A 21326-nucleotide genomic window follows, 5' to 3' on the forward strand; every position below is an offset into this window, starting at 1 on the left:
CTCCTTCGGTTGAGCCGCAGGTGCAGCGCCGTCGGCTGAACCGACTCGCCGCCCGACGCTCAGAACTCCCGTGCCGATGGCGGGTTGGCGTCGGGTGCCCAGGCCTCGGCGTTGCTCGCCAGGCGCAGCAGCACGACAGCGACGTTGCCCCGACCGATGCGGTGGTCGGGCAGGAACATGCCCGATTGGCCAGAACCCCGTGTGACTCCGGTCGCGCGAGCCCACCGCAAGGCCGGCTCATAGGCCACCCCGCTCGGCACATCCACGAACCCGTGGTGGGTCGGTTCGTCGGGCGCACCGGCAGCCATCCAGAGCAGGACGACCAGCTCGGCCCTGCTGATCGGCTGGTTCGGCTCGAATCGAGATCCGGGAGCGAGCTGGTCGAGCATCCCGACCGAACGTGCCCATCTCAGCTCGGGGGAGAACGGAGCGGCCGGGCCCACGTCGAGGAATCCGTGCGGGACGTCGACCTGTGGCCGGTCCGCGAGACGCCACAGGAAGCTGAGGGCTTGACGGCGGGTCACCGGGTTCCGGGTCCCGAACACGTCGTCGACCACCGTGATGTCGTGGTAGCGGGCCCAGGCAGCAGCTTGGCCGGTCGGGCTCAGGTGTTCGACGTCGACGAAACCGGGGTCGGGGAGCGGGTCGGGGCGTGGTCGGGTCCACGGGGACGGTTCGGATGCGGTGCTCTGTCCTGATGGACCGTTCGCGATGAGCCGGAAGCGGTAGGGGGTGCCGTTGATCAGCCCGCCGACGACACAGCTGGTCGCGGTGGTCGAACAGGTCCGACCACCGGGTTCGGCTTGGACGAGGATGTTCCCGCTCGCCGATGACTGGATCTGTACTGGCCCCCAGGAGACCGTCACCGAGCGGTCTCCGGCGCGGGCCCACGGGGGGCCGGGACGCTCGTTGGAGCGGCCACCGACGGCACCGCCCCCTCCGCCACCGCCCGAAGGAGGCGATGGAGGCGAAGGAGGCGACATCGTCGTGGTCGTGGTCGTCGGCGCCTCGGTGGTCGAGGTGGTCGAGGTCGTCGTGGTCGTCGGCGCCTCGGTGGTCGAGGTGGTCGAGGTCGTCGAGGTCGTCGAGGTCGTCGAGGTCGTCGTGGTCGTCGGTGGCGGTGGCTCCCACCCGGTCGGGCGCATCGACGCGTCCACGTCGCCGATGGGGACGCTGCTGACCTCGACCACCACGGCATCGCCGGCGGTGTTCGTGTCCTGCCAGTACTCCTCCACGTAGAGGTCGGTGAAGTCGACGAACCCGACCGTGAACAGACCCGTTGGCACCTCGGGCATGGTGTAGTGGCCCTCGGTGTCGGTGAACGCCGCGCTGCCGGCGGTGTGGTCGAGCGACTCGGCGTACACGTAGATGCCGACGAGGCCGAGACCGGTCTCCTCCGACGTCACCCGACCCGAGATCGTGACCGGACCGACGGCGACCGCCGGCACGACGACGAGCATCGCCGCGAGCAGCAATGACGCGGACGCGGCGACGAACCAGCCTCGAAACCAGCGGGACATCAACACGGTTGCCTCCAGGCGGAGAGGTCACGGTCTTTGGCCATGGAGCTGAACCCCAGCGGAGCCGTGACGGGACAGAACTCGGCGGGCGACAGGTCGTACTCCACGTGGAGCACCGCCTTGCCGGCCCGGACGAAGGGCAGGAGCAGGCCGCACTCGCCGTAGCGGGCGCACTCCTCGTTGATGGCGAAGTCGAACACGTCCACCAGTTCGCCGACCTGGTCCACATCGTTCTTCAAGGCGATCGACAGGCCTCGCTCGTGGGCGATGTTGGCCAGCCAGCGGTTGTAGACGAGCTGGTCCTCGGCGGTGAGGGGGAACCCGGTCTCGTTGACGTACCCGTCGATGTTGTCGGGCTCGACGGCGTCGAACCCCTTGTCGGCGCAGAGGTCGAAGCGGGCCTCGATGATCGGGGCGAGCAGGTCGATGCGACGGATGTCGAGCCACCGCTCCCCCGGCCAGCCGTTCGGGTTCCCGAGGATCGACGAGGGGAACTCGTCGGCGTCGGAGCGCCAGTCCTCCCATGCGCCGACGCTCACGTAGCAGATGACCCGCCTGCCTCTTGCGTGGAGCTCTCCAACGGTCGAGGCCGTGGTGTCGAAGCCGTCGAGGTCGTAGATGGGCACATCGATGCTGAGGTCGATGAGGCCGGACAGCTGCCACTGCCAGGGGGTGCCGGGGGTGGGAACCCATCGCGGAGGAGGTCGGCCAGTCGCGTCGGTGCCCCTCGCCGGTGCCGGATCGGGCGAGGACGAGGAGGTGACGCCATCGGACCCCGGCGGGTGAGCGGGCGGGTCTCCCGCCGGAGCCGATGGCGCGGGTGCAGCACTCGATGGAGCGGGGACGGATTCCGCACTCGTCGGTGTCGCACCCGGGTGCTCGACCACGAGGCCACCTGTGGTCGAGACTTCTTCGGTCAGAGCGGAGGGTCGGGGTTCTCCGTCCGAGGGACGGGTGGAGCCGATGGCGATCACGATCGTGACCACCGCACCGACCAACAGGAGAAGCGCCAGCAGCGGCAGCAGGCCACGAGCACGGAGTGATCCACGGTTCACCACCTGACCGCGAACATCTGGTCGGGGTCCTCGACGAACCCGGCACACGCGACGAGGCCGCCGGCGACGGCGAGGAGTGGCGCCACCCAGACGAACCCCACGGCACACACCAACACCCCTGCACCGGTCACCGCCAGACCCGTTCCCGGATGACCGGTCGCCTCGGCCACCACCGCGACCAGACCGACCAAGCCGACCATTGCCACCGTCACCGGGACCACCGCCGGCACCATGGTGCTCGCTGCCAGGATGAGGATGGCCACGACTCCCAGGTACGTCAGGAAGGTGACGACCAGCAGCCTGGCGACGAACTGACGACCGCGGAGGGTCGGGCCGTCTGACAGCGCCTCACCTCCGAGGAGGATCGGCACCCGCGTCCAGATCAGGTCGAGCTGGATGGTGGCGGCCGACAGGGCCACCAGCGTGGGGAGCACGGCGACGATGAGGGACTCCGTCCCGAGGTGCTCGGTGCTGCGGGTGGCCAGGAGGACCAACGTTCCGAAGGCGGCCATCGCCAGGGCAGGCACGATCACGATCCGCCACGGCAATGCCGGTCGGGCACTGGGAACGGCGTGATGAAGGCTCATCGCTGCCAGACCGGCGACGGCGAGCAGCACTCCGACCGCTGGGTAGGCAGCATCTGCTCCGAGTCCTACGGCGGAGAGCGAGCCTCCCACCGCTGCGATCGTGGCCACGGGCAGTGCTTCGACCATGAGACCGAGCCCCACGAGGGCGATCAGCAGGCCGCCCCCGATGAGCCCGCCGGCGAGGACGCCGGTGACGACGGCGGCCACGGCCACGATCAGGGCGACGGAGGCGATGTCGTTGCGCATCACGGCCACGCCGTGGTGAGCCACCAGGTAGCGGCGGTGCAACAGCGCGACGATTCCGAGCGAGAACGGGAGGACGATCCGGGCCGTCGCGGTCAGTCGGTCGCTCCCGACGACCGACTCCAGGGGTTGGATCCACCCGATGGTGAGCGCAGCGAGCACGATCGACGCGATGTGACGGTGCATTCGATCCCGACGTCTCGGGACCCCGACGACGGGCCCGACGTCGTGACGCCGGTAGGACACCTGATCACCGGCATCGAGCGCGACCCGGGGTCGAACCCCCGACCACGCTTCGAGCACGACGGCCAGCTCGAGGGGGTCCTGGACGGGGCGCCCCAGACGGGCCTCGGCACGAACACGAGCGAGCTCGGGGTCGAGTCCCGACGCGTTCACGCCGCCTCCCTGCTGGCGACCTCGGTGAGGAGGGTGCGGTATCGCTCGATGAAGGTGGCCTGCGAGTAGCGTTCCGCGACCCGACGGCGGCCTCGGAGGCCGAGCAGGTCCGCCAGGCCGGGATCCCGGATCAGGGCGGTCACCCCGTCGGCGAGCCGATCGACGTCGCCTGGTGGAGTGATGAACCCGCATCCCTCCATCGAGTCGGCGACGCCTCCCACTGCAGTGGCGACGACCGGTCTGGCCTGCGACATCGCCTCGAGCAGGGAGATGGGCAGGCCTTCGGAGATGGAAGTCGACAAGACGATGTCGCCATCGCACACGGCGGTCAGCGGCGCGCGGGTGGGGCCGAGGAAGCGGAACCGGTCGCCGAGGCCGAGACGGGCGTGGGCGTGGTAGCAGCTGGCGGCGTAGGACTCGCTGCCAGGCGACACCGGCCCGTGGTGTACGAAGCGGGCCTCGGGCACCCGCCGCACGACCTCGGCGGCGACCTCGATGAGGGTGTGGATGTCCTTGAGCGGGTCGATGCGCCCGACGGTGACGACTCGACCGCTGCGGGGAGGGGGAGCCGGCTCGTGGTCGGCAATGCCGATGCCGTTCGGCACCGGTCGGATGCGCTGGGTCGGCACTCCCAGGCCCTGCTCCCAGGGCAGGTGGGAGCTGGTGACGGGGGCGACGACGTCGGCGGCGTGATAGCCGATGCGCGCCAGTCCTCGGGCGACGCGGGTGGCGACCCATCGGGGTCCGGGCCGCGCGCCGGACCGGCAGGCAGCGAGATAGGCCTCACGGACGTAGACACCGTGCTCGGCGAGAACGATCGGCGTGCCGGTGAGGGCACGATCGACCACTGCGGGGATGGCGGCCCAGCCCGCGGCGGTGACCAGGTGCACGTCGACCGGTGGGGTGGGCTCTGCGGCGCAGGCCGCGACCCAGCCGAGAGTCCGGTACAGATCGAGGGTGGTCCAGCGGTCGAGCATCGGCGTTTCGCCGGGTTCGCCCGGTTGGGCGGTGACGAGATCAACCAGACGGGACCGGAACCGGCGCCACGCTCCCGGGTCACGGAACACGGCGAGGCTCTCGGGTCGGCGACGGAACGCCACCAGCACCTCGATTGCCGCGTCGGGATCGCTGTCCCACCCGAGCAGAGAGGCGGCAAGGTCGGCCGGTAGGTCGAGCATCTCGAGGGGACGACGCCGGAGGTCCCAGCCGTCCACCCGGTGGGGGGTCAGGTCGTTCCACACCCTCACCCCGGGCAGGAGCCGGGCTCGCACCGGCACGTCGAACACGGACCGGATCATGGTGGTGCCGGGTGCGATCGGGAAGATGTTCCAGCCGAGGTCGGGCAGGTGCTCGATCAGCTGGGCGCACCAGGTGCTGACCCCGCCCACGACGAACGGGTAGGTGCCCTCGGTGGTGAGCAGCACTCTGGGCGAACCGGTGCCGGGCTGTCCGGGTGATCGACCCATCTCAGGACTCCGCGGCGATGGTCACGGTGACCGGTGACCCGGCACCGACCGAGACCCATCCAGAGCTGCGCCCCGCATAGGCCGTTCCGTGGTTCACGCCACCGATGGTTGATCCGGTGGGGGTGGTCAACGGCACATGGACCGTGCCGTTGGCCGACTCGATGGTGACCGTGCCGTCCTGGAGGTAGGCGGTGACACCAGCCTGGGCGTCCTCCCACACGTCGCTACGGCGGAGGGCGATGGCAGCCTGGGTCATCGTCGGTGCGACAATCGGCGTGTCGGGTGCGTAGATGCCCCGGTAGCGGGCGAGGAGCTCGTCGAGGACGGGGAGCAGGATCCGGTCCTCGGCCAGGTTCGACTGGTGGGCGTAGTGCGGGCGGGGGTCGTTGCCCATCACGTGGCCCAGGGCGATGCCCGCCTCGAGCGGGACGATGTAGCTCTGGAACCCCGAAGCGGAGTCGAGCGGCGAGATGCAGGTGCTGCGGGGATCGATGGTGCAGATGCCGCTCCCGCCGTCCTCGGTCGAGGTGTAGATCCAGTTGTACTCGTCGACCTCCTCTGCCTCGGTGCCCACGTTGTAGAAGATGTTCATCGGATGGCGGGGAACGGTCAGGGCCGACCCCACGAACCGCTGCTCGGGTTCGCGGGAAGCATCGGAGGCGACGTAGCTGATTCCGGCGGCGCCGAGGGCGGACACGAAGTTCGGGTTGTCCGCCGGTTGCTGCGGTTCGACACGGAGCCCCGAGTGCTCGCCGGGAACCAACTCGTTGGGGTCGAACGGGATGCGGCGTCGTTGGGCCCAACCGATGTTGCCGACCAGCTCCTCGACGATGGTCGGCTCGTCCAGGTACTGGGGATTCGCGGTGCCACCGACGCACTGCCAGGGGATGACGCTGAAGTCCTGGAGGCACCCCATGAACGGATGCGAGTAGGTGTGGTTGATCCACCGGAACCGGTGGCGGTTGGCCAGGAGCGACTCGCTGAGCGGATCGTGGACCTGAGTGGCGAAGGCCTCGTCGCTGCCCGCGCCGTTGTAGGCGAAGTCGAGGACGAACCCTTGGGCCTGTTGCCACTGGCGCACGGCGAGCAGGTCGTCGGCGGTCATCCGGATCGGTTCGGTCGGGTAGATCTCGGATCCATCGGGGTTGCGGGGGCAGTCATCCTCTGGGGTGCAGTTCCCGACGGTGCTCCAGCGGGCATCGGACATGAAGATGTCGTCGATGTGGACCGACAGGTAGTTCCGGGCGTACCCGAGGTTCACGCCGCGGGTGACCCAGTCGATGATCCCGGGGGCGAGTGCCCGCAAGTGGCCCTGATGGCGGTTGGCCCCCATGGCCACGACCAGTTGCTCCCGACCGACGAGGGTGTGCACACCGATGAGGGGGGCGGACCAGCCTTCGCCGGGCACCGGCACCTCGACCAGGCTGGTGAAGGTCTCGCCGTCGGGAGGCGGGTCGAGCGGTGTGGCGAGATAACCCCAGGCGAAGGCGTCGACGGTGAGCGAGCCGGCGAGGTAGCCGAAGGGACCGGCCAGTCCGGCGGGGGTCACGGTGGCCACCGCTCCATCGAGCGGACCGTTGTACTGGGTCCAGTTCAGCCCGACCGATGGTCCGGCCCACACCCGGGCGTAGGCGCGCCGGATCCCGAAGTGGGCTTCGTAGGTGTCGAGTGCATCCATCTCGGCCTGGGTCACCTGACCGAGCACGACGACCTCGTTGGAGGGGAGGATCACCGCTTGGAACCGGGCTCGTTCGAGCTCACCAGCGACGTCGCTGAGGAAGGTGGCGTCGATGGCCGGGCGGGCAGGATCGTTCAGGTCCACGATGGTGCGGGGGGTGCCCCGCTGGTCGAGCTCGGAGATGAGCGCGTCGACCTGGGGACCGCCGTCGTCGAGGACGAGCACGATCAGGTCGACGCGCGGCCCCCCGGCCTGGGCGGGGCTCGACGTCGCCGGCAACGCTGCCAGCAAGACGAGGACCGCCACGATGAGGGTGACGGTCTTCCGGGCTCGACCAGTGGGGCGGTTCTTCATGCCGACACCGCGTCGCTGTTGGTGCTCCGCGTCGTGCTGCGACGCTCGGGCCGAACCCGCCGGTCGATCTCGGCGACGGGGACCAGCTCGACGAGCTGGGTGTGGAGCTGGCCTGCGAGGGTCTGAAGGTCGATCGAGGCCTGGATGAGCCCCTGACGCATCAACTCGAGCTCGAGCCATGCGGCCGACAGGTCGTTGGCCTCGACACTCGAATCGGCCGCGGTCGCCAGCATCCCGGCGATCGATCGAGGGACCGAGCTCGGGCTGACAGGGCGATACTGCTCGGCTCGGAGGCGTGCATTCTCCTCACGGAGAGCGACGAGCTCGTCGTGCAGCGCATTGGGGCCGTCGTCTGGGATTGGGCGTCGTGGCACGGTTTTATCCGCCTCCGGTCATTGTGCGGCGTGTGACCGGCTCATTAGGCGCCCTTGCGGGAGTTCCAACAACCCTCACCAGGATGATCTCGACTACGTCATTGGGCGCATACACAACCGCAGTCGCGCGTCAGATTCGATTCAGAGAGCCGGGCTCTCCCCGCCGAGCCCGACCGACTCGGCCAGGACCACCGCCGCGACCCGAGAGCGAACACCGAGCTTGGAGTAGATGGACCGCAGATGTGATCGAACCGTCGACGACTGGATGCCGAGATCGGCGGCGATCGCATCGGTGGCGACACCCGACGAGAGCATCGCCAGGACCTGCTGTTCCCTGGCCGACAAGCGCGTCAGACCCAGCGGTTCAGGAGCGATGAGGTTGACCGGTCCCCGCCGGCGTCGGTGGGTTTGGAGCGCTCTGAGCAGCTCAGCTCGCCCTGATGCATGGGTCATGACATGATCGACTCGCGCCTCCGACGCCCACCGGAGCACCACTGATGTCGCCCACTCGACGCGGGCGATCACGATCGGCATCGCCTCACAACGGTCCAAGGCGGCGCGAAGCTCGTCCACTGGGGCGAGCGAATCGCTGACATCGATGATGCAGCCGTCCACGGTGTTCACGCCAAGTGCCTGGGCGAGCACGTCGAGTGAATGGACACTGACGACCACACGGTGCCCGTCAGCGGCCAGGAGCGCGACAAGCGATTCGATGAACAGATTCGAATCACTACAAATCAACAGGTCCATGGCACACCCTCGCCAAGAGAAACATACTGCAGCAACGACGCGAATTGCTCGCGCTGTGGTGTGACGTAAAGCCCTGTCCATCTCCGCCGGATGGCGGCATAATGCGTTGGTGCTTCGCATCTTGATCGTCGACCGGGATCGTCTGATCACCGATGCTGTCTCGTCGTGGCTCGCTGGACGGCCCGACATCGAGCTGTGCGCGACCGCCACCAACCTTGCCGACGCCGCAGCCCACCTCGCCGATGGCCGCTTCGATGCGCTGCTCATCGGTACCACCTTCGGCACCGACGTTCCTGGGTTCATCCGCCGCCTGGTTGAGACGCCGCCGGGTCCAGCGATCGTGGCCCTCGTTCGCCCCGACGATCCTGACGAGGCGGTGCGGATGTTCCGCGCGGGAGCGAGCGGGGTGGTCGACCGCTCAGCCTCACTGGCGGTCGTGTTCCAGACCCTGGCAGCAGCAGCCGGGGGCGACAAGGTCGTGCCACCCGACCTGGTCCCTCACCTGGTCGAGGCGCTGCACAGATCGCAACCCGAGGCCAACGAGTGGGAGCGGCGCGTGGCGAAGCTGTCGTCACGCGAGATCGAGGTGCTGGGTTGGATGATGGCCGGGCACAACCGGGCAGCAATCGCTCGGGAGCTGTACTTGTCGGTGAACACGGTGCGGACCCACATCGCCAACGTGTTGTCGAAGTTGGACGCTCACTCGAGCGTCGAAGCGGTGTCGATCGGCCGGAGAGCCGGTCTCGTGCCCGCGGAGAACGCCGCGACCTCATCGGCATCGGAGCGCGAGCTCCACCCACACCCCTGAGCGGCGTGCGACGATGACGCGATGATCGCGGCGTTCTCCATCACCCCGCTCGGCGGCGACGAGTCGGTCAGCGCAGCGGTGGCCGAGGCGGTCCGGCTGGTGCGCGACAGCGGCCTGCCCAACGAGACCAACGCCATGTTCACCAACGTGGAGGGCGACTGGGACGAGGTCATGGGCCTCATCAAGACGTGCGTCGACACGGTGTCGGAGTCCGCTCCCCGGGTGAGCGTGGTGATCAAGGTCGACCACCGGCCGGGGGTGACCGACGGGCTCACCAGCAAGGTCGCCTCGGTCGAGGCCCACCTGAACGAACCCGACGACCGGGACTGATCCCTTCGGCCCGGTGGCCAAGGTCGAACGGCCCTGCCCCCGCCACCCGACGGGTGAGACGATGACCGGAGAAGGGCTGGCACCGGTGTGTCGGCCAACACCCGATTGGGGGTGCCGAATATGTCGAGGAGATTGGCGTTTGCAGGGGCTGCCGCCGCGTTCATCGCCGTGGTGGCGATCGCGGCCTTGGTGTTCGGCGGGGGCGGCTTGCCCGATCCGGCCCGCCACGGCTTCTGTGCGCTCGACACCGACTTCGCCGCCGAGGCGGCTGCGGATCCGGTCGGGTTCGACCAGCAGATGGCCACCTCTGCCGGCCAGCAGCGGTTGGGTGAGGCACTCAGCGGTGCGCCCGATGCGGTCGCCGCCGAGGTGCGGGTCGTGGTCGAGGCGATCCGCGATCGTGGCCATCAGGCCTTCGACGATCCCGAGGTCGCCGCGGCCGCTGACCGGGTCGAGGCGTGGAAGGACCGGTTCTGCCAGGTCGTCACCACCACGACGTTCCCCTTCCCGGTCGGCAACGTCCCCGGTGTTCCCTTCGAGTGCCCGCCGGGGTTCGTGCGGGTCGAGGGGATGAGCGACGTCTACCAGGAGCTGCTCGAGCACCTGCAGATGACCGGTCAGTGGGCCGACACCAGCGAGGCCGAGGCGTTCCTCCAGGAGCAGATCCCACGGGTCGAGGGCTTCGAGGGAATGGGCGGGGTCACCTGCCTGCCCGCCGACATGGCCGGCGATGTCGATCCCGACGAGATCACCGAGCACTTGGAGCAGTACTTCCCGGAAGGCTACGACTTCGGGGAGTGAGCCGAGGCGACTGATCAGGCGCTGACGCCGAGGTGCAGGTGGTCCTGGTGCACCGGATCGGTCCAGGACCAGCCACCGACCGGGTCGAAGGCCCAGGGGGCGCCGAGGCGGTCGATTCGGGCGGTGTCGTAGAGGTCCTGGCAGACGCGGTGAGCGAGCGAGTCGGTGTCGTGGCGCTGTTGGACGACCGCCACGTCGCCGACCGACCAGATGTCGACGGCACGGCCGACGCCGTGGGCGCTCAGGTTCGGCGTGCCGAACACGTGGGTGGGGTGTCCCCGCACACAGGTGACGGCGGCGATGGGGGTCCGGTCGGCCAGGTCGGCCATCTCGGCGAGGATCCGGTCGTCGACGATCCCCTCGTGGATGTCCCAGCGGATGCTGTCGGGCATCTGGATGTGGTCGTGCTCGAGCACCCGCAGGGCGTCGGGCGAGAGCTCCGACGGCGCCGGGACGGGCTGGCCCGAGGTGTCCTCGATGCCGGCGAGGCGCCACTGGAGCCCGTCGAGCACGACCCGCACGTCGACACAGCGTGAGACGACGGTCTCGACCTGGTCGCGCCGGAGGTGCTGGTCGACGACCACCATGACCGACGCCGAGGTGGGGTTGCGGTGTGGGTGCAGGCCTCCGAGCTGGGGGTACACGACCCGGGCGGCGGAGTCGGTGTCGGCGACGAAGAGCACCTCGGTGGCGGCCAGCAGGTCGGCGGGGCGCAGGCCGTCGACGGCCAGGTCGAGTGCGGCGTCGACCGGGGCGGTCGGTTCGGTGGCGGCCTGGTAGGTCATGAGCGCCTCGACGACCCGCACCCCGGTCAGCTTGGCTTCGGTGAAGACCTCGTCGTCGATCGTCTGGTACGGCTCGAACCGGGGCGGCCCCGCGTCGGTGGTGGTCGTCGTCTCGGCGGCTGGATCGGGATCGGTCGCGACCGCGGTGGTCGAGGTCGTGGTCGACGGTGACGAGGTGACCGACACCGGGTCACCGGAGCGGCTCAACCGCCAGGCGACGGTGCCGCCGGTGGCGACGGCGACCGCTCCGGCCCCGACCAGTCCGAGCATCTGGCGCCGGGAGAGCTCGTCTCCCCCGGCCCTGCGGGTCATTGGGTCCCGGTCCTCGCTCGCATCTCGCCCGACTGGGAGAACCCGATCATGACCCACCCGCGGCTGTGGCCGTTGCCGAGCAGGTTGGTCCAGTAGGCCAGGCCGCCGCCGTCGGCCTCGCGGTCGAAGACGTTGCGGTAGAGCTGGCGCACGAAGCCGGCGTCGTCGAGCTCGCCGTAGGTGTTGCGGAACTCCGACGAGCGGGTGAAGTGCTCGGCCACGCTCGAGAGGGAGCGCCCGCGCAGGTAGGACCGGATCCAGTAGCCCTGCCCGCCGGCGTCGGGGTCGCGGGCGAACGATGCGGCGTAGAGGCGGGTGACCGCACCGCTGACCGAGGCGGACGGTTCGCTCGTCGCCCGCTGGTGCACCATCCACTCGAGTCCGGGGTTGAACACGGCGTTGTGGCGACCGTTGAACAGCACCATGGTCACGTTGCCCGACCGGCGCGAGAACAGCGGCGTGGGGTCGGGGCTACGGAAGTAGGTGGGCGCGGTGAGCGATCCCCGCAGGTGTGATGGCAGGGTCCAGCGGGCGATGGCGTCGGACTCGGCCGAGGTGAGGCGGTCCTCGGGGCGGGCGAGGTGGTTGAACGCCCAGACCGCGTGCTGTGGCAGCACCAGGGTGTCGCTCAGCCCGTGGCCGAGGTAGACGGGGACGTCGGCGTCGCGGGCGCGGTCGAGGTGGTTGATGGGGCTGCGGTGCCGGCACTGGTCGCGCGCCGAGGAGTTGGTGAGCGGGTTGCCGCCGCACGAGGCTTCGATCTGGGTGATGTAGTTGAACCGGGAGCTGTAGCGGTACCACTCGACGAGGTCGTAGATCGGGACCCACGACACCGCTCCGGAGATGCGGTCGGGGTGGCGTCCGGCCATGAGCAGCGACATCATGCCGCCGCCGGAGAAGCCGATGGTGTACACGTTGTTCATGTCGATGTCGGCGTGGCGGCCGGCCCAGTCGATGGCGTCGATGATGTCCTGAACGGCCAGGTCCGAGCCGGTGGCGTCGGGTGAGTTGGAGATGCCCCGGAAGTCGGGGTGGATCATCGCCCAGCCGTTGGCTCGCGCCCAGCGGGCGTAGGGGATGCTGGCGGTCTGGTCATAGCGCGAGCTCCACGAGTGCAGCGCCACCAGCAGGGGGCGGGGCCCGGGCTGTTCGGGGGGAAGCCACAGCGCGGGTTGCATCTGCCCGTCGATGGTGGAGGGGATGCGGACGTCGGCGATGCCCGGAACCTGCCGCTGCCAGGCGCTCACCCCGTTGCCGAGCAGGCCGGCGTTGGTGGCCGGGTAGACCCGGACGAACTGGGGTTGCACCCCTTGTTGGGCGGTGGCGTCGGAGGTGCGGTGGGCGGCGCCGGCGACGGTGGCCACCAGGGCGAGCGCGACGAGCACACCCAGGGTTCGCACCCGGGTGGGGTTCGACCGGCGGATCGCGGCAGGGGTTCGCATGGTGGGGAGGTTACGAGTCAGGCCCGCAACAGTTCGTGCACCTTCAGGCGTTGTCCGCCCCGGAGCAGCGCCTTGCGGTAGATCGTACCGCCGACGCGGGCGAGGACGAGCACGGTGGCGATGCCGAGGCCGACCGCGGCGGCGATCTCGAGCCCGCTGGCGGCGCCGGCGCCGATCCGCACCGGCATGACCATGGGGGCGCTGAAGGGGATGATGGAGATCACCCGGGCGATGGTGCTGCCCGGGTCTTCGGCGGCCTGGATGGTGGCCAGGTAGGACAGCACGAGGATGGCGCTGAGCGGCCCGACCGCGGTGCCGAGGTCCTCCTGACGGTCGACGAGCGCGCCGAGCGACCCGAAGGCGACCGCGTAGACGGCGTATCCGAGGACGAACCACCCGATGGCGGAGACGACGTCGAGCGCGGCGGCGTCGGGCACGTCGACCCATCCGCCGGCGATGGCGGCGGCGAAGGGGATGGCTCCGGCGCAGAGGATGATGAGGACCGACACGCCGAGGCCGAGCACCTTGCCGGCCAGCAGGTGCGCGGGGCGCACGGTGGTGACCAGCACCTCGGCGATGCGGGTCGACTTCTCGATGGCGACGCCCTGGGCGACGCTCATGCCTCCCATGAAGATGGCGAGGTAGAGCACCAGCCCGGTGAGCCAGGCGACGCCTGCCCGCCCTGACTCTTCGTCGTCGACGCGAACCTCGGTGGGTGGGGTGGGGGCGAGCGCGGCGGCGATGGTCTCGTCTTCGAGTCCGGTGCCGTCGAGGACCTGGCGGACCGAGGCCGAGGAGACGGCCTGGTTGACGATGCCGACGAGGGTCTCGGAGGAGTCGTCGCGACGGATGAGGTAGGTCTCGTCGGGTTCGAAGGCGACCGCGACCGAGTCGTCGCCCTCGTCGACGGCGGTGGTGGCGGCGTCGCGGTCGTCGTGGGTGGTGAGCTCGAGCTCGGCGTCGAAGGCGGCGACGAGGGTCTCGAGGTCGGCTTCGAGCCCGGTGGGGACGTCGCCGGCGAGCCCGAGGTGGTAGGTGGTGTCGCTGTCGATGAGCCGGGGGATGATGATGCCGCCGGCGACGATCACCATGAACAGTCCGATGGTGAACCAGTAGGAGCGGGCCCGGAACGACTCCATGAGGTCGCGTCCGGCGACGAGACGCACGTGGTTCATGCCGTCACCGCCTCGCGGAAGAGCTGGCTGAGTCGTGGCAGCTCGAGCCCGAAGTCGTGGACGGTGCCCGCGGCCCGGGCCTGGTCGAGCACTCGCAGTGGGTCGGTGCCGGGGTCGAGCTTGAGCAGGGTCTCGCTGGCGTCGTGGGACACGACGGCGGCGCCGTCGAGTCGCTGGGTCCAGCCGGGGTCGACGGCGTCGAGGGAGAGGCGCAGGATGCGATCGTCGGACTGTTGCTTGAGGGTCCGCAGCTCGCCGTCGAGGACGACGGTGCCCTCGTTGATGAGGATGATCGACTCGCAGATGTCTTCGACCAGGTCGAGCTGGTGGCTGGAGAACACCACGGTGCGGCCGCCGGAGGCTTGCTTGCGGATGACCTCGGTCAGCTCGTCGACCGCGGTGGGGTCGAGGCCGGAGAAGGGTTCGTCGAGCACGAGCACGTCGGGGTCGTGGACCAGCGACGCGGCGAGCTGGATGCGTTGTTGCATGCCGCCGGAGAGGCGTTCGATCTTGTCGTCGGCCCGGTCGCTGAGGTTGAGCGCGGCGAGCAGCTCGTCGGTGCGGGTGGCGGCGTCGGCCTTGGACAGGCCCTTGAGCCGCCCCATGTAGATGAGCTGGTCGCGAGCCCGCATCTTCACGTAGAGGCCGCGTTCCTGGGTCATGTAGCCCCAGCGGTCGCGGCCGGCCGGTGTCGCCTCTTGGCCGTTCCAGCTCACGTGGCCTTCGTCGGGGGCGATCACTCCCAGCATGACCCGCATGCTGGTGGTCTTGCCGGCTCCGTTGGGTCCGAGCAGGCCGACGACGCGACCCGGCGGCACCTTGAACGTCACGTCGTCGAGCACCTGCCGTCCGCCGAGGCGGACCGACACCGCGTCCATCTGCAGCACTGGTGTGCACCCCTCGCTCGCCTGCTTGCTGCGTGCCGGCACAACCTATCGGGCGGTGTTGCCACTGCGAACGCGCACGGGGCGGGGCCCGTAGGCCCCGCCCCTCACGTCATCTCAGTTGGTTGCCTGCTCTGTGCTCAGGCGAGCTCTTCGCGGCGACCCGAACGCATCAGCGCCACGCCAGCGAGCAGCGATGCGATGCCGATGCCGGCGAGCAGGGAGCTGTCCACTCCGGTGCGCGGCAGCGAGGTGGGCGAAGTCGCAGGCGGATCGACGTGGCGGGCGCCGCCGTGGTGGGCGCCGACCGGTGGTGGACGGCTGAGTGGGCTGCTCGACGATGCCGCCGACCACGATCTCGTCGCTCGCTGGCGTTCTCATCGACCTCGTCCTGGCTGATCGTGTCGTCGGTCGTGTCGTCCGTCGGTGTCGTCGGTCGTGTCGTCCGTGGTGCCGTCGTCGTGTCGTCCGTCGTCGTCGTCGGTCGTCGTCGTCGTGTCGTGTCGTCGGTCGTGTCGTCCGTGGTGTCGTCGGTCGTGTCGTCCGTGGTGTCGTCCGTGGTGTCGTCCGTGGTGTCGTCGGTCGTGTCGTCCGTGGTGTCGTCGGTCGTGTCGTCCGTGGTGTCGTCCTCGGCGCAGAACTTGATGTTGGAGATGCCAGGTGGGCCGCCCGACTCACCGGCATCCTCCAGGCCGGAGTTGGTGAAGGATCCGCTCGAGGTCCTGCGGCGGTTCGAAGTGCGACGATGATCGTTGTCGGTGCCGCCCTTGACGACGATCACACGCAACAGTGCACGTCGGACCGCTGGAGATCCAGGTCGACCGCTCTGGTCGCTGACATCGGCATCGTGCCAGATCGTGACGCCGCTTCCCGACTCGAGAACGTAGTTGCCGGCGTCGTTCACCTCGAACTTCGCCAGCAGTACCGTGCCCGCGGGGCAGTCGTCGTTGCCGCCGCCAGCGTGCGATCCGCCGTGGCCAGCATTGGCCACCCCGGGGGCGATGGCGGCGAGGAGGGCGAAGATGCCGAAGATGGCGAACGAGAGTGCGCCGGCTCGCTTGCGGCGATGAGATGCGTGCATGGGGGAGTTCTCCTTGATCCGTCCAGGCGGGTGACGGACGAAAAGGAGCCCGGCACCCTGTGGTGTGCCCGGGGCCGGGTTCGCTGTGGCTCCACGCAGACGCTGCGACCAGACTTGTCTGCGGTTCAAAGCCTCCCCGAGTGCATCAACGGCGGTCCGTGGCAAACCTCCGTGCTGCTCTCTCAGAGTGGTTATGTTCACTCTGTGTGCAAGGATACGGCGAGCCACCCTGAGTGACAAGGGGTGGTCCCCGAAATGGTTCGGGAGGCCCATGGGGGGAGCGTCCCACCTTGCACCGACAACTCGGGGCCGGGTCAGGCAGCGGGCCGGATACGGGCCAGCAGGCGGGCGGTCCGCTGGCGGAAACGGTACTTGGTGGACCTCGAGATCCGGTCGGCGACGTACGCAACCCCGGGCGACCCGGCGGACCCGGCCCTTGTGCATCTCGGCCCGCATGGCGTCGGAGACCACCTTGCTCGGTCGGCCCCAGACCACCAGGCCACGATCGGTGACCGAGCGCACCAGCTCGTCGACGGTGAGGGGCCGCCCGGCGTCGAACAGGGCGAGGGTGAGGAGGGAGCGGAGATCCCACCCGCTGACAGAGTTGGCCGGTCGTGGTGGTGGAAGGGTCGACATGGCCCCAGTGTCCCCGGTGCCAGTGACAGCGAACTGCCGACCCCGTACGCGGATTGTCGGCGAGAGGTGGGACGGTGCGTGCATCGCCGACCCCGCCACCCGCCCGGGCTCTCAGCTCCCGAAGTCCCACCCTCCGTCGGCCTCGAAGCCCTTGAGGACGTTCTTGGCGATGAGGATCTGGTGCACCTCGTCGGGCCCGTCGGCCAGCCGCAGCGTGCGGGCCCCGAGGTACATCCCGGCCAGGGGCAGGTCGTTGGTGATCCCGGCCGCGCCCCACACCTGGATCGCCCGGTCGACCACCCGGTGGAAGGCGGCGGGCACCGCGATCTTGATGGCCGAGATGTCGGTGCGGGCACCCTGGAGCCCCCGGTCGACCTTCTCGGCGCAGTCGATGGTCATGAGGCGGGCGGACTGCACGTCGATGTAGCTGTCGGCGATGAAGCCCTGGACGAACTGCTTGTCCTTGAGCAGGCCACCGTGCACCTGGCGGGTGTTGGCCCGCTCGACCATGAGGTCGAAGGCCCGCCACATGGCGCCCACCGAGTTCATGCAGTGGAACACCCGCCCCGCTCCCAACCGGTCCTGGGCGGCCTGGTGGCCCTCGCCGACCTTGCCGAGGGCGTTGGTGACCGGCACCCGCACGTCGTTGTACTTGACCTCGCAGTGGTCGGACTCGTGACGACCCCAGATCCCGATGCCCCGCACGATGTCGACGCCCTTGGTGGCGGTGGGCACGATGATCTGGACCATGTCGCCGCTGCGGCCCTCGGCCCCCTCGGGATCGTCCACCCGGCACATGACGATGAAGAAGTCGGCGCCGATGCCGTTGGAGGTGAACCACTTGTGGCCGTTGATGACCCACTCGTCGCCGTCGAGACGGGCGCTGGTGTCGAGCGACCGTGGGTCGGAGCCGGGGTTGTGGGGTTCGGTCATCGAGAACCCGGACTCCATGTCGCCCTCGATGAGGGGCATGAGCCACTTGTCCTTCTGCTCCTGGGTGCCGTACTTCACCAGGATCGTCTGGTTGCCCGAGTTGGGAGCGACCACCCCGAACAGCGATGCGGCGCCGGGCGAGTACGCGAGGATCTCGTTCATGTAGGCGTGGGCGAGGAAGTCGAGGCCCATGCCGCCGTACTCCTGGGGCAGGTGCGGGGCCCAGAGTCCGGCCTCCCACACCTTGGCCTTGACGTGCTCGCGCGCCTCGGACGACGCCCGGCGCTCGGCGTCGGTGGGCCGACCGCGACGACCCGCCCAGAGCTGGTCCTCGTTGGGAAGGATCTCGTTGTTGACGATCTCGGCGGTGCGCAGGCGGATGTCGTTGATGCGCTCGTCGAGGGTGGGGATGGGCTTCACCTGCATGGCCATGGCGAGGGTTCTCCGGTTGATTGTCTGGCACGTGTCCCCGACGTTAGGAGCCAAGTGCCCACACCGGTAGGGCCCTTGGTCCCACGTCGCGGAGCGGCCACCGCCCACCGCCCAGCTGTACAGCGTTAGGTCGCGAGCCGAGATCGATTGAGCGGCTCCCACAGGAGGGTTACTCTGCGGGGCATCCACGAACCATCGTGGGTTGACCTATAGGTGAACGAAAGAGAACTCACTCATGCGCACATCGAGTCGGTTGTGGCGACTGCTCGCCATCCTGATGGCCTTCTCGCTCCTTGCCGCGGCCTGCGGCAACGACGATGACGACGCCGCGGGCGACGACAACGGCGACGACGGGACCGAGGAACCGGACAACGGCGACGACGGGACCGAGGAACCGGACAACGGCGACGACGGGACCGAGGAACCGGGCATCGACACCGACCCCATCGAGGTCGACTTCGACACCGAGACCCTCACCATCGGCACCCTGTTGCCCGAGACCGGCGACCTCGCCTTCCTCGGCCCACCCATGGTCCAGGCAGTGGAGATGGCCGTTCGCGACATCAACGACGCCGGCGGCGTGCTCGGCAACGACGTGGTCCTCGAGCCCGGCGACAGCGGCACCGATCCCGGCGTCGCCAACACCACCGTCGACCGCCTGCTCGGCACGGTGGGGGTCAACGCCATCGTCGGCGCGGCCGCCTCGGGCATCACCACCCAGCTGGTCGACAAGATCACCGGGTCCGGTGTCGTCGAGTGCTCGCCGTCGAACACCGCGGCGTCGCTGCGCAACGCCGGCCAGGACGGCTACTACTTCCGCACCGCCCCCGGCGACGATCTGCAGGGCCCCGTGCTCGCCGAGACCGTGCTCAACGACGGCCACAGCAACGTCGCCGTGCTGGTCCGGGCCGACGACTACGGCGTCGGGTTCGGCGATGCCATCGTCGAAACCCTCGAGGATGGCGGCGCCACCGTGGTCTACAACGACTCGTACGACCCCCGGGCCACCAACTTCGATGCCGAGGTGCAGGCCATCGCCGGCGAGAGCCCCGACGCCATCGTCCTCATCGCCTTCGAGGAGGGGATCCAGATCATCCAGACCATGATCGAGGAGGGCATCGGCCCCGCGGAGGTGTCGCTCTACACCGGCGACGGGCTCGCCACCGGCGACCTGGGCGAGAGCATCGACCCCGAGAACCCGGGTGTCGCCGAGGGCATCACCGGCACCGCCCCCTCGGCCAACCCCGAGACGGGTGCGGCGTTCTTCCCCGAAGCGTTCGGCGAGTTCGCCCCCGATGTCGACGCGATCTTCTCCTCGCAGTCCTATGACTGCGCGGTGCTCATCGCCCTCGCCACCGCTCAGGCCGGCACCGCCGACCCCGCCGAGATCCGCGACAACATGGAATCGGTCTCGGGACCCGAGGGGACCGAGTGCTCGACCTTCTCCGAGTGCATCGAACTGATCGACGCCGGCGAGGAGATCGACTACCAGGGCGCATCGGGCCCCATCGACCTGGACGGCAGCGATCCATCGGTCGCCTCCTATGACGTCAACGTCTACGACGAGAACGGCGAGCTGCAGCTCGTCGACCAGGTCGTCGCCCAGTAGCGACACCGGTCGAGACACCAGCACGACAGCGGGGCCCGGTCACCAGGCCGGGCCCCGCCCGCGTCCGGGCTCAGGCCTGCTGGGCGAGGGTCCCGAGGTAGAGCTCGATCACCTTGGGGTCGTGCAACAGATCGATGCCCGAGCCCTCGTGGGCGTTGCGACCCTGGTCGAGCACGTAGGCCCGGTCGGCGACCTGCAGGCAGCGACGGGCGTTCTGTTCGACCATCACCATCGACACGCCGGACTCGTTGATCAGCCGCACCCGGCGGAACACCTCGTCCTGGTTCGACGGCGACAGCCCCGCCGACGGCTCGTCGAGGAACAGCACCGTCGGCTCCATCATCAGCGCCCGTCCCATGGCCAGCATCTGGCGCTCGCCGCCCGAGAGCAGCCCGGCCCGCTGGTGTCGACGGTCGGCGAGCAGCGGGAACAGCTCGGCGACGACCGCAAACCGCTCGTCGAAGCGCTTGGGATCCTGGTACACCCCCATCTCGAGGTTCTCCTCGATGGTGAGGTTGGGGAACACGTTGTCGGACTGGGGGACGTATCCGACGCCCTTGGCCACCAGGGCGTGGGCCTTGAGGTTGGTGATGTCGTCACCACGGAGCCGGACCGAGCCCGACCGGATCGTCACCAGCCCGAACATGGCCTTGACCAACGTGGACTTGCCGGCGCCGTTGGGCCCGATGATGCCGACCAGCTCGCCGGCGCCGAGCTCGAAGTTGGTGCCGGTGAGGATGTCGAGGCCGGGCAGGTACCCGGCGACGACATCGGTGGCCACCAGCACCGGCTCGCTGCTGGTCACGACTCGTCCTCCTCGGCGACCGATGGCACGACCCCAGGGGCGTCGACGGGCACGTCCTGCTCCGCGAGGTGGGTGCCGAGGTAGGCGTCGATCACCTTGGGGTCGCTGCCGACGGAGCGCGGCAACCCCTCTGAGATCACCGCACCCTCGGCCAGACACACCACCCAGTCGCTGATGCCCATGACCACGTCCATGTCGTGCTCGATGAAGATGACGGTGAGGCCCTCGTCGCGCAGCGCGGCCACGTGGCCGAGCAGCGACTGGACCAGGGCGGGGTTGACGCCGGCCATCGGTTCGTCGAGCAGGATGACCTTGGGCCGCACCATCAGGGCCCGGGCCATCTCCAGCAGCTTGCGCTGTCCGCCCGACAGGGTGCCGGCGTACTCGTGACGCATCTGGGTGAGGTTGAACCGCTCGAGCAGCGCCTCGGCCTGCTGGTGGACCTCGGCCTCCTGGTGTCGCCACCGGAACGGGAGGAGCGCCTCGCGGAGCCGCTCCCCGTTCTGGCCGGACGCGCCGAGCAACAGGTTGTCGAGCACGGTCATCTTGGCCAGCGCCTTGGTGAGCTGGAAGGTGCGGACCATGCCGTGCCGGGCGATGGCGTGGGGCGGCTTGCCTTGGAGCGGCGTCGCCGTCGAGCGACCAGGTGCCCGAGTCGGCGGTGTCGAAGCCGGTGAGCAGGTTGAACAGGGTCGTCTTGCCGGCGCCGTTGGGTCCGATCATCGAGGTGATGAGCCCGCGCTGCACCTCGAGGTGGTCGACGTCGACCGCCTTGAGCCCACCGAAGGAGCGCGAGACGTCGTCGACGACGAGGATCGGGTCGGTCTTGGCCACGCCCGGTTCCGGAGCGATGGTGGCCATGGGGTGCTG

19 protein-coding genes and 1 pseudogene are annotated in these 21326 nt (G+C 69.3%); 4 read left to right on the plus strand and 16 right to left on the minus strand.

All coding sequences use genetic code 11. From position 1 onward, the window contains the following. Positions 1-59: 59 nt before the first annotated feature. The 7 genes from U5K29_02190 to U5K29_02220 all read right to left on the minus strand — a co-directional run bounded on the left by U5K29_02190 (position 60) and on the right by U5K29_02220 (position 8423). Positions 60-1520 carry an S-layer homology domain-containing protein gene (locus tag U5K29_02190; GenBank protein ID MDZ7677343.1) on the minus strand — a complete coding sequence of 487 codons (1461 nt, stop codon included), beginning with the start codon at positions 1518-1520 and terminating at the stop codon, positions 60-62. Next, positions 1520-2683 (minus strand): endo alpha-1,4 polygalactosaminidase, encoded by a 1164-nt coding sequence (locus tag U5K29_02195; protein MDZ7677344.1) that lies wholly within the window; start codon positions 2681-2683, stop codon positions 1520-1522. Before U5K29_02195 ends, U5K29_02190 begins: the two co-directional genes overlap by 1 nt. Further along, positions 2572-3801, minus strand: coding sequence for a hypothetical protein (locus U5K29_02200; protein ID MDZ7677345.1), 1230 nt, complete (start codon positions 3799-3801; stop codon positions 2572-2574). The genes U5K29_02195 and U5K29_02200 overlap by 112 nt, the downstream gene beginning before the upstream one ends. Continuing rightward, positions 3798-5267, minus strand: a complete 1470-nt coding sequence (locus tag U5K29_02205) for a DUF3492 domain-containing protein (GenBank protein ID MDZ7677346.1) — start codon at positions 5265-5267, stop codon at positions 3798-3800. Before U5K29_02205 ends, U5K29_02200 begins: the two co-directional genes overlap by 4 nt. A 1-nt stretch (position 5268) precedes the next feature. Further along, positions 5269-7299 (minus strand): hypothetical protein, encoded by a 2031-nt coding sequence (locus tag U5K29_02210; GenBank protein ID MDZ7677347.1) that lies wholly within the window; start codon positions 7297-7299, stop codon positions 5269-5271. Next, a complete protein-coding gene (locus U5K29_02215) occupies positions 7296-7673 on the minus strand; it encodes a hypothetical protein (GenBank protein ID MDZ7677348.1) in 378 nt (125 codons plus the stop codon). The genes U5K29_02210 and U5K29_02215 overlap by 4 nt, the downstream gene beginning before the upstream one ends. Before the next feature lie 141 nt (positions 7674-7814). Next, the gene (locus U5K29_02220; protein MDZ7677349.1) at positions 7815-8423 is read right to left on the minus strand and encodes a LuxR C-terminal-related transcriptional regulator; all 609 of its coding nucleotides are present in this window, start codon (positions 8421-8423) and stop codon (positions 7815-7817) included. A gap of 109 nt (positions 8424-8532) precedes the next feature. On the opposite strand from U5K29_02220, the gene U5K29_02225 reads away from it, so the two are divergent. The 3 genes from U5K29_02225 (at position 8533) to U5K29_02235 (ending at position 10362) form a co-directional block, all read left to right on the plus strand. Continuing rightward, the gene (locus U5K29_02225; protein ID MDZ7677350.1) at positions 8533-9231 is read left to right on the plus strand and encodes a response regulator transcription factor; all 699 of its coding nucleotides are present in this window, start codon (positions 8533-8535) and stop codon (positions 9229-9231) included. Positions 9232-9252: 21 nt separating this feature from the next. Further along, complete coding sequence (locus U5K29_02230; protein ID MDZ7677351.1) at positions 9253-9561, plus strand: MTH1187 family thiamine-binding protein; 309 nt, start codon at positions 9253-9255, stop codon at positions 9559-9561. A gap of 132 nt (positions 9562-9693) precedes the next feature. Next, complete coding sequence (locus tag U5K29_02235) at positions 9694-10362, plus strand: hypothetical protein (protein ID MDZ7677352.1); 669 nt, start codon at positions 9694-9696, stop codon at positions 10360-10362. 14 nt (positions 10363-10376) lie between these two features. Here the strand turns inward: U5K29_02235 and U5K29_02240 are convergent, their stop codons facing one another. From U5K29_02240 to U5K29_02265, 6 genes are all read right to left on the minus strand, one after another. Next, positions 10377-11459: a hypothetical protein gene (locus U5K29_02240; GenBank protein MDZ7677353.1), complete on the minus strand. Its 1083-nt coding sequence runs from the start codon at positions 11457-11459 to the stop codon at positions 10377-10379. Next, complete coding sequence (locus U5K29_02245) at positions 11456-12901, minus strand: alpha/beta fold hydrolase (protein ID MDZ7677354.1); 1446 nt, start codon at positions 12899-12901, stop codon at positions 11456-11458. Before U5K29_02245 ends, U5K29_02240 begins: the two co-directional genes overlap by 4 nt. Positions 12902-12918: 17 nt before the next feature. Then, on the minus strand, positions 12919-14076 hold the full coding sequence (locus tag U5K29_02250) for an ABC transporter permease (GenBank protein MDZ7677355.1): 1158 nt from the start codon (positions 14074-14076) through the stop codon (positions 12919-12921). Beyond that, a complete protein-coding gene (locus tag U5K29_02255) occupies positions 14073-14954 on the minus strand; it encodes an ATP-binding cassette domain-containing protein (protein ID MDZ7677356.1) in 882 nt (293 codons plus the stop codon). The genes U5K29_02250 and U5K29_02255 overlap by 4 nt, the downstream gene beginning before the upstream one ends. A gap of 178 nt (positions 14955-15132) precedes the next feature. Then, a complete protein-coding gene (locus U5K29_02260; GenBank protein MDZ7677357.1) occupies positions 15133-16314 on the minus strand; it encodes a hypothetical protein in 1182 nt (393 codons plus the stop codon). A 474-nt stretch (positions 16315-16788) separates the two neighbouring features. Further along, the gene (locus tag U5K29_02265) at positions 16789-18042 is read right to left on the minus strand and encodes an acyl-CoA dehydrogenase family protein (GenBank protein MDZ7677358.1); all 1254 of its coding nucleotides are present in this window, start codon (positions 18040-18042) and stop codon (positions 16789-16791) included. 235 nt (positions 18043-18277) lie between these two features. Between U5K29_02265 and U5K29_02270 the strand changes: the two genes are divergently transcribed. After that, positions 18278-19651 (plus strand): ABC transporter substrate-binding protein, encoded by a 1374-nt coding sequence (locus U5K29_02270; protein ID MDZ7677359.1) that lies wholly within the window; start codon positions 18278-18280, stop codon positions 19649-19651. Positions 19652-19721: 70 nt separating this feature from the next. On the opposite strand, the gene U5K29_02275 is transcribed toward U5K29_02270, so the two are convergent. The 3 genes and pseudogenes from U5K29_02275 to U5K29_02285 all read right to left on the minus strand — a co-directional run bounded on the left by U5K29_02275 (position 19722) and on the right by U5K29_02285 (position 21317). Next, the gene (locus U5K29_02275; protein MDZ7677360.1) at positions 19722-20456 is read right to left on the minus strand and encodes an ABC transporter ATP-binding protein; all 735 of its coding nucleotides are present in this window, start codon (positions 20454-20456) and stop codon (positions 19722-19724) included. Beyond that, positions 20453-21040: an ATP-binding cassette domain-containing protein gene (locus U5K29_02280; GenBank protein MDZ7677361.1), complete on the minus strand. Its 588-nt coding sequence runs from the start codon at positions 21038-21040 to the stop codon at positions 20453-20455. Before U5K29_02280 ends, U5K29_02275 begins: the two co-directional genes overlap by 4 nt. An 88-nt stretch (positions 21041-21128) precedes the next feature. Next, positions 21129-21317 (minus strand): annotated as a pseudogene (locus tag U5K29_02285) (ATP-binding cassette domain-containing protein). Positions 21318-21326 lie beyond the last annotated feature (9 nt).

The organism is Acidimicrobiales bacterium, assembly GCA_034521975.1.
Lineage (GTDB): Bacteria > Actinomycetota > Acidimicrobiia > Acidimicrobiales > SKKL01 > SKKL01.

Coding starts and splice junctions, on each gene's coding strand:
- U5K29_02190 (MDZ7677343.1), bottom strand. CDS start 1,520: ATGTCCCGCTGGTTTCGAGGCTGGTTCGTCGCCGCGTCCGCGTCATTG.
- U5K29_02205 (MDZ7677346.1), bottom strand. CDS start 5,267: ATGGGTCGATCACCCGGACAGCCCGGCACCGGTTCGCCCAGAGTGCTG.
- U5K29_02210 (MDZ7677347.1), bottom strand. CDS start 7,299: ATGAAGAACCGCCCCACTGGTCGAGCCCGGAAGACCGTCACCCTCATC.
- U5K29_02220 (MDZ7677349.1), bottom strand. CDS start 8,423: ATGGACCTGTTGATTTGTAGTGATTCGAATCTGTTCATCGAATCGCTT.
- U5K29_02230 (MDZ7677351.1), top strand. CDS start 9,253: ATGATCGCGGCGTTCTCCATCACCCCGCTCGGCGGCGACGAGTCGGTC.
- U5K29_02240 (MDZ7677353.1), bottom strand. CDS start 11,459: ATGACCCGCAGGGCCGGGGGAGACGAGCTCTCCCGGCGCCAGATGCTC.
- U5K29_02245 (MDZ7677354.1), bottom strand. CDS start 12,901: ATGCGAACCCCTGCCGCGATCCGCCGGTCGAACCCCACCCGGGTGCGA.
- U5K29_02250 (MDZ7677355.1), bottom strand. CDS start 14,076: ATGAACCACGTGCGTCTCGTCGCCGGACGCGACCTCATGGAGTCGTTC.
- U5K29_02255 (MDZ7677356.1), bottom strand. CDS start 14,954: ATGGACGCGGTGTCGGTCCGCCTCGGCGGACGGCAGGTGCTCGACGAC.
- U5K29_02260 (MDZ7677357.1), bottom strand. CDS start 16,314: ATGGGCCTCCCGAACCATTTCGGGGACCACCCCTTGTCACTCAGGGTG.
- U5K29_02265 (MDZ7677358.1), bottom strand. CDS start 18,042: ATGGCCATGCAGGTGAAGCCCATCCCCACCCTCGACGAGCGCATCAAC.
- U5K29_02270 (MDZ7677359.1), top strand. CDS start 18,278: ATGCGCACATCGAGTCGGTTGTGGCGACTGCTCGCCATCCTGATGGCC.
- U5K29_02280 (MDZ7677361.1), bottom strand. CDS start 21,040: ATGGTCCGCACCTTCCAGCTCACCAAGGCGCTGGCCAAGATGACCGTG.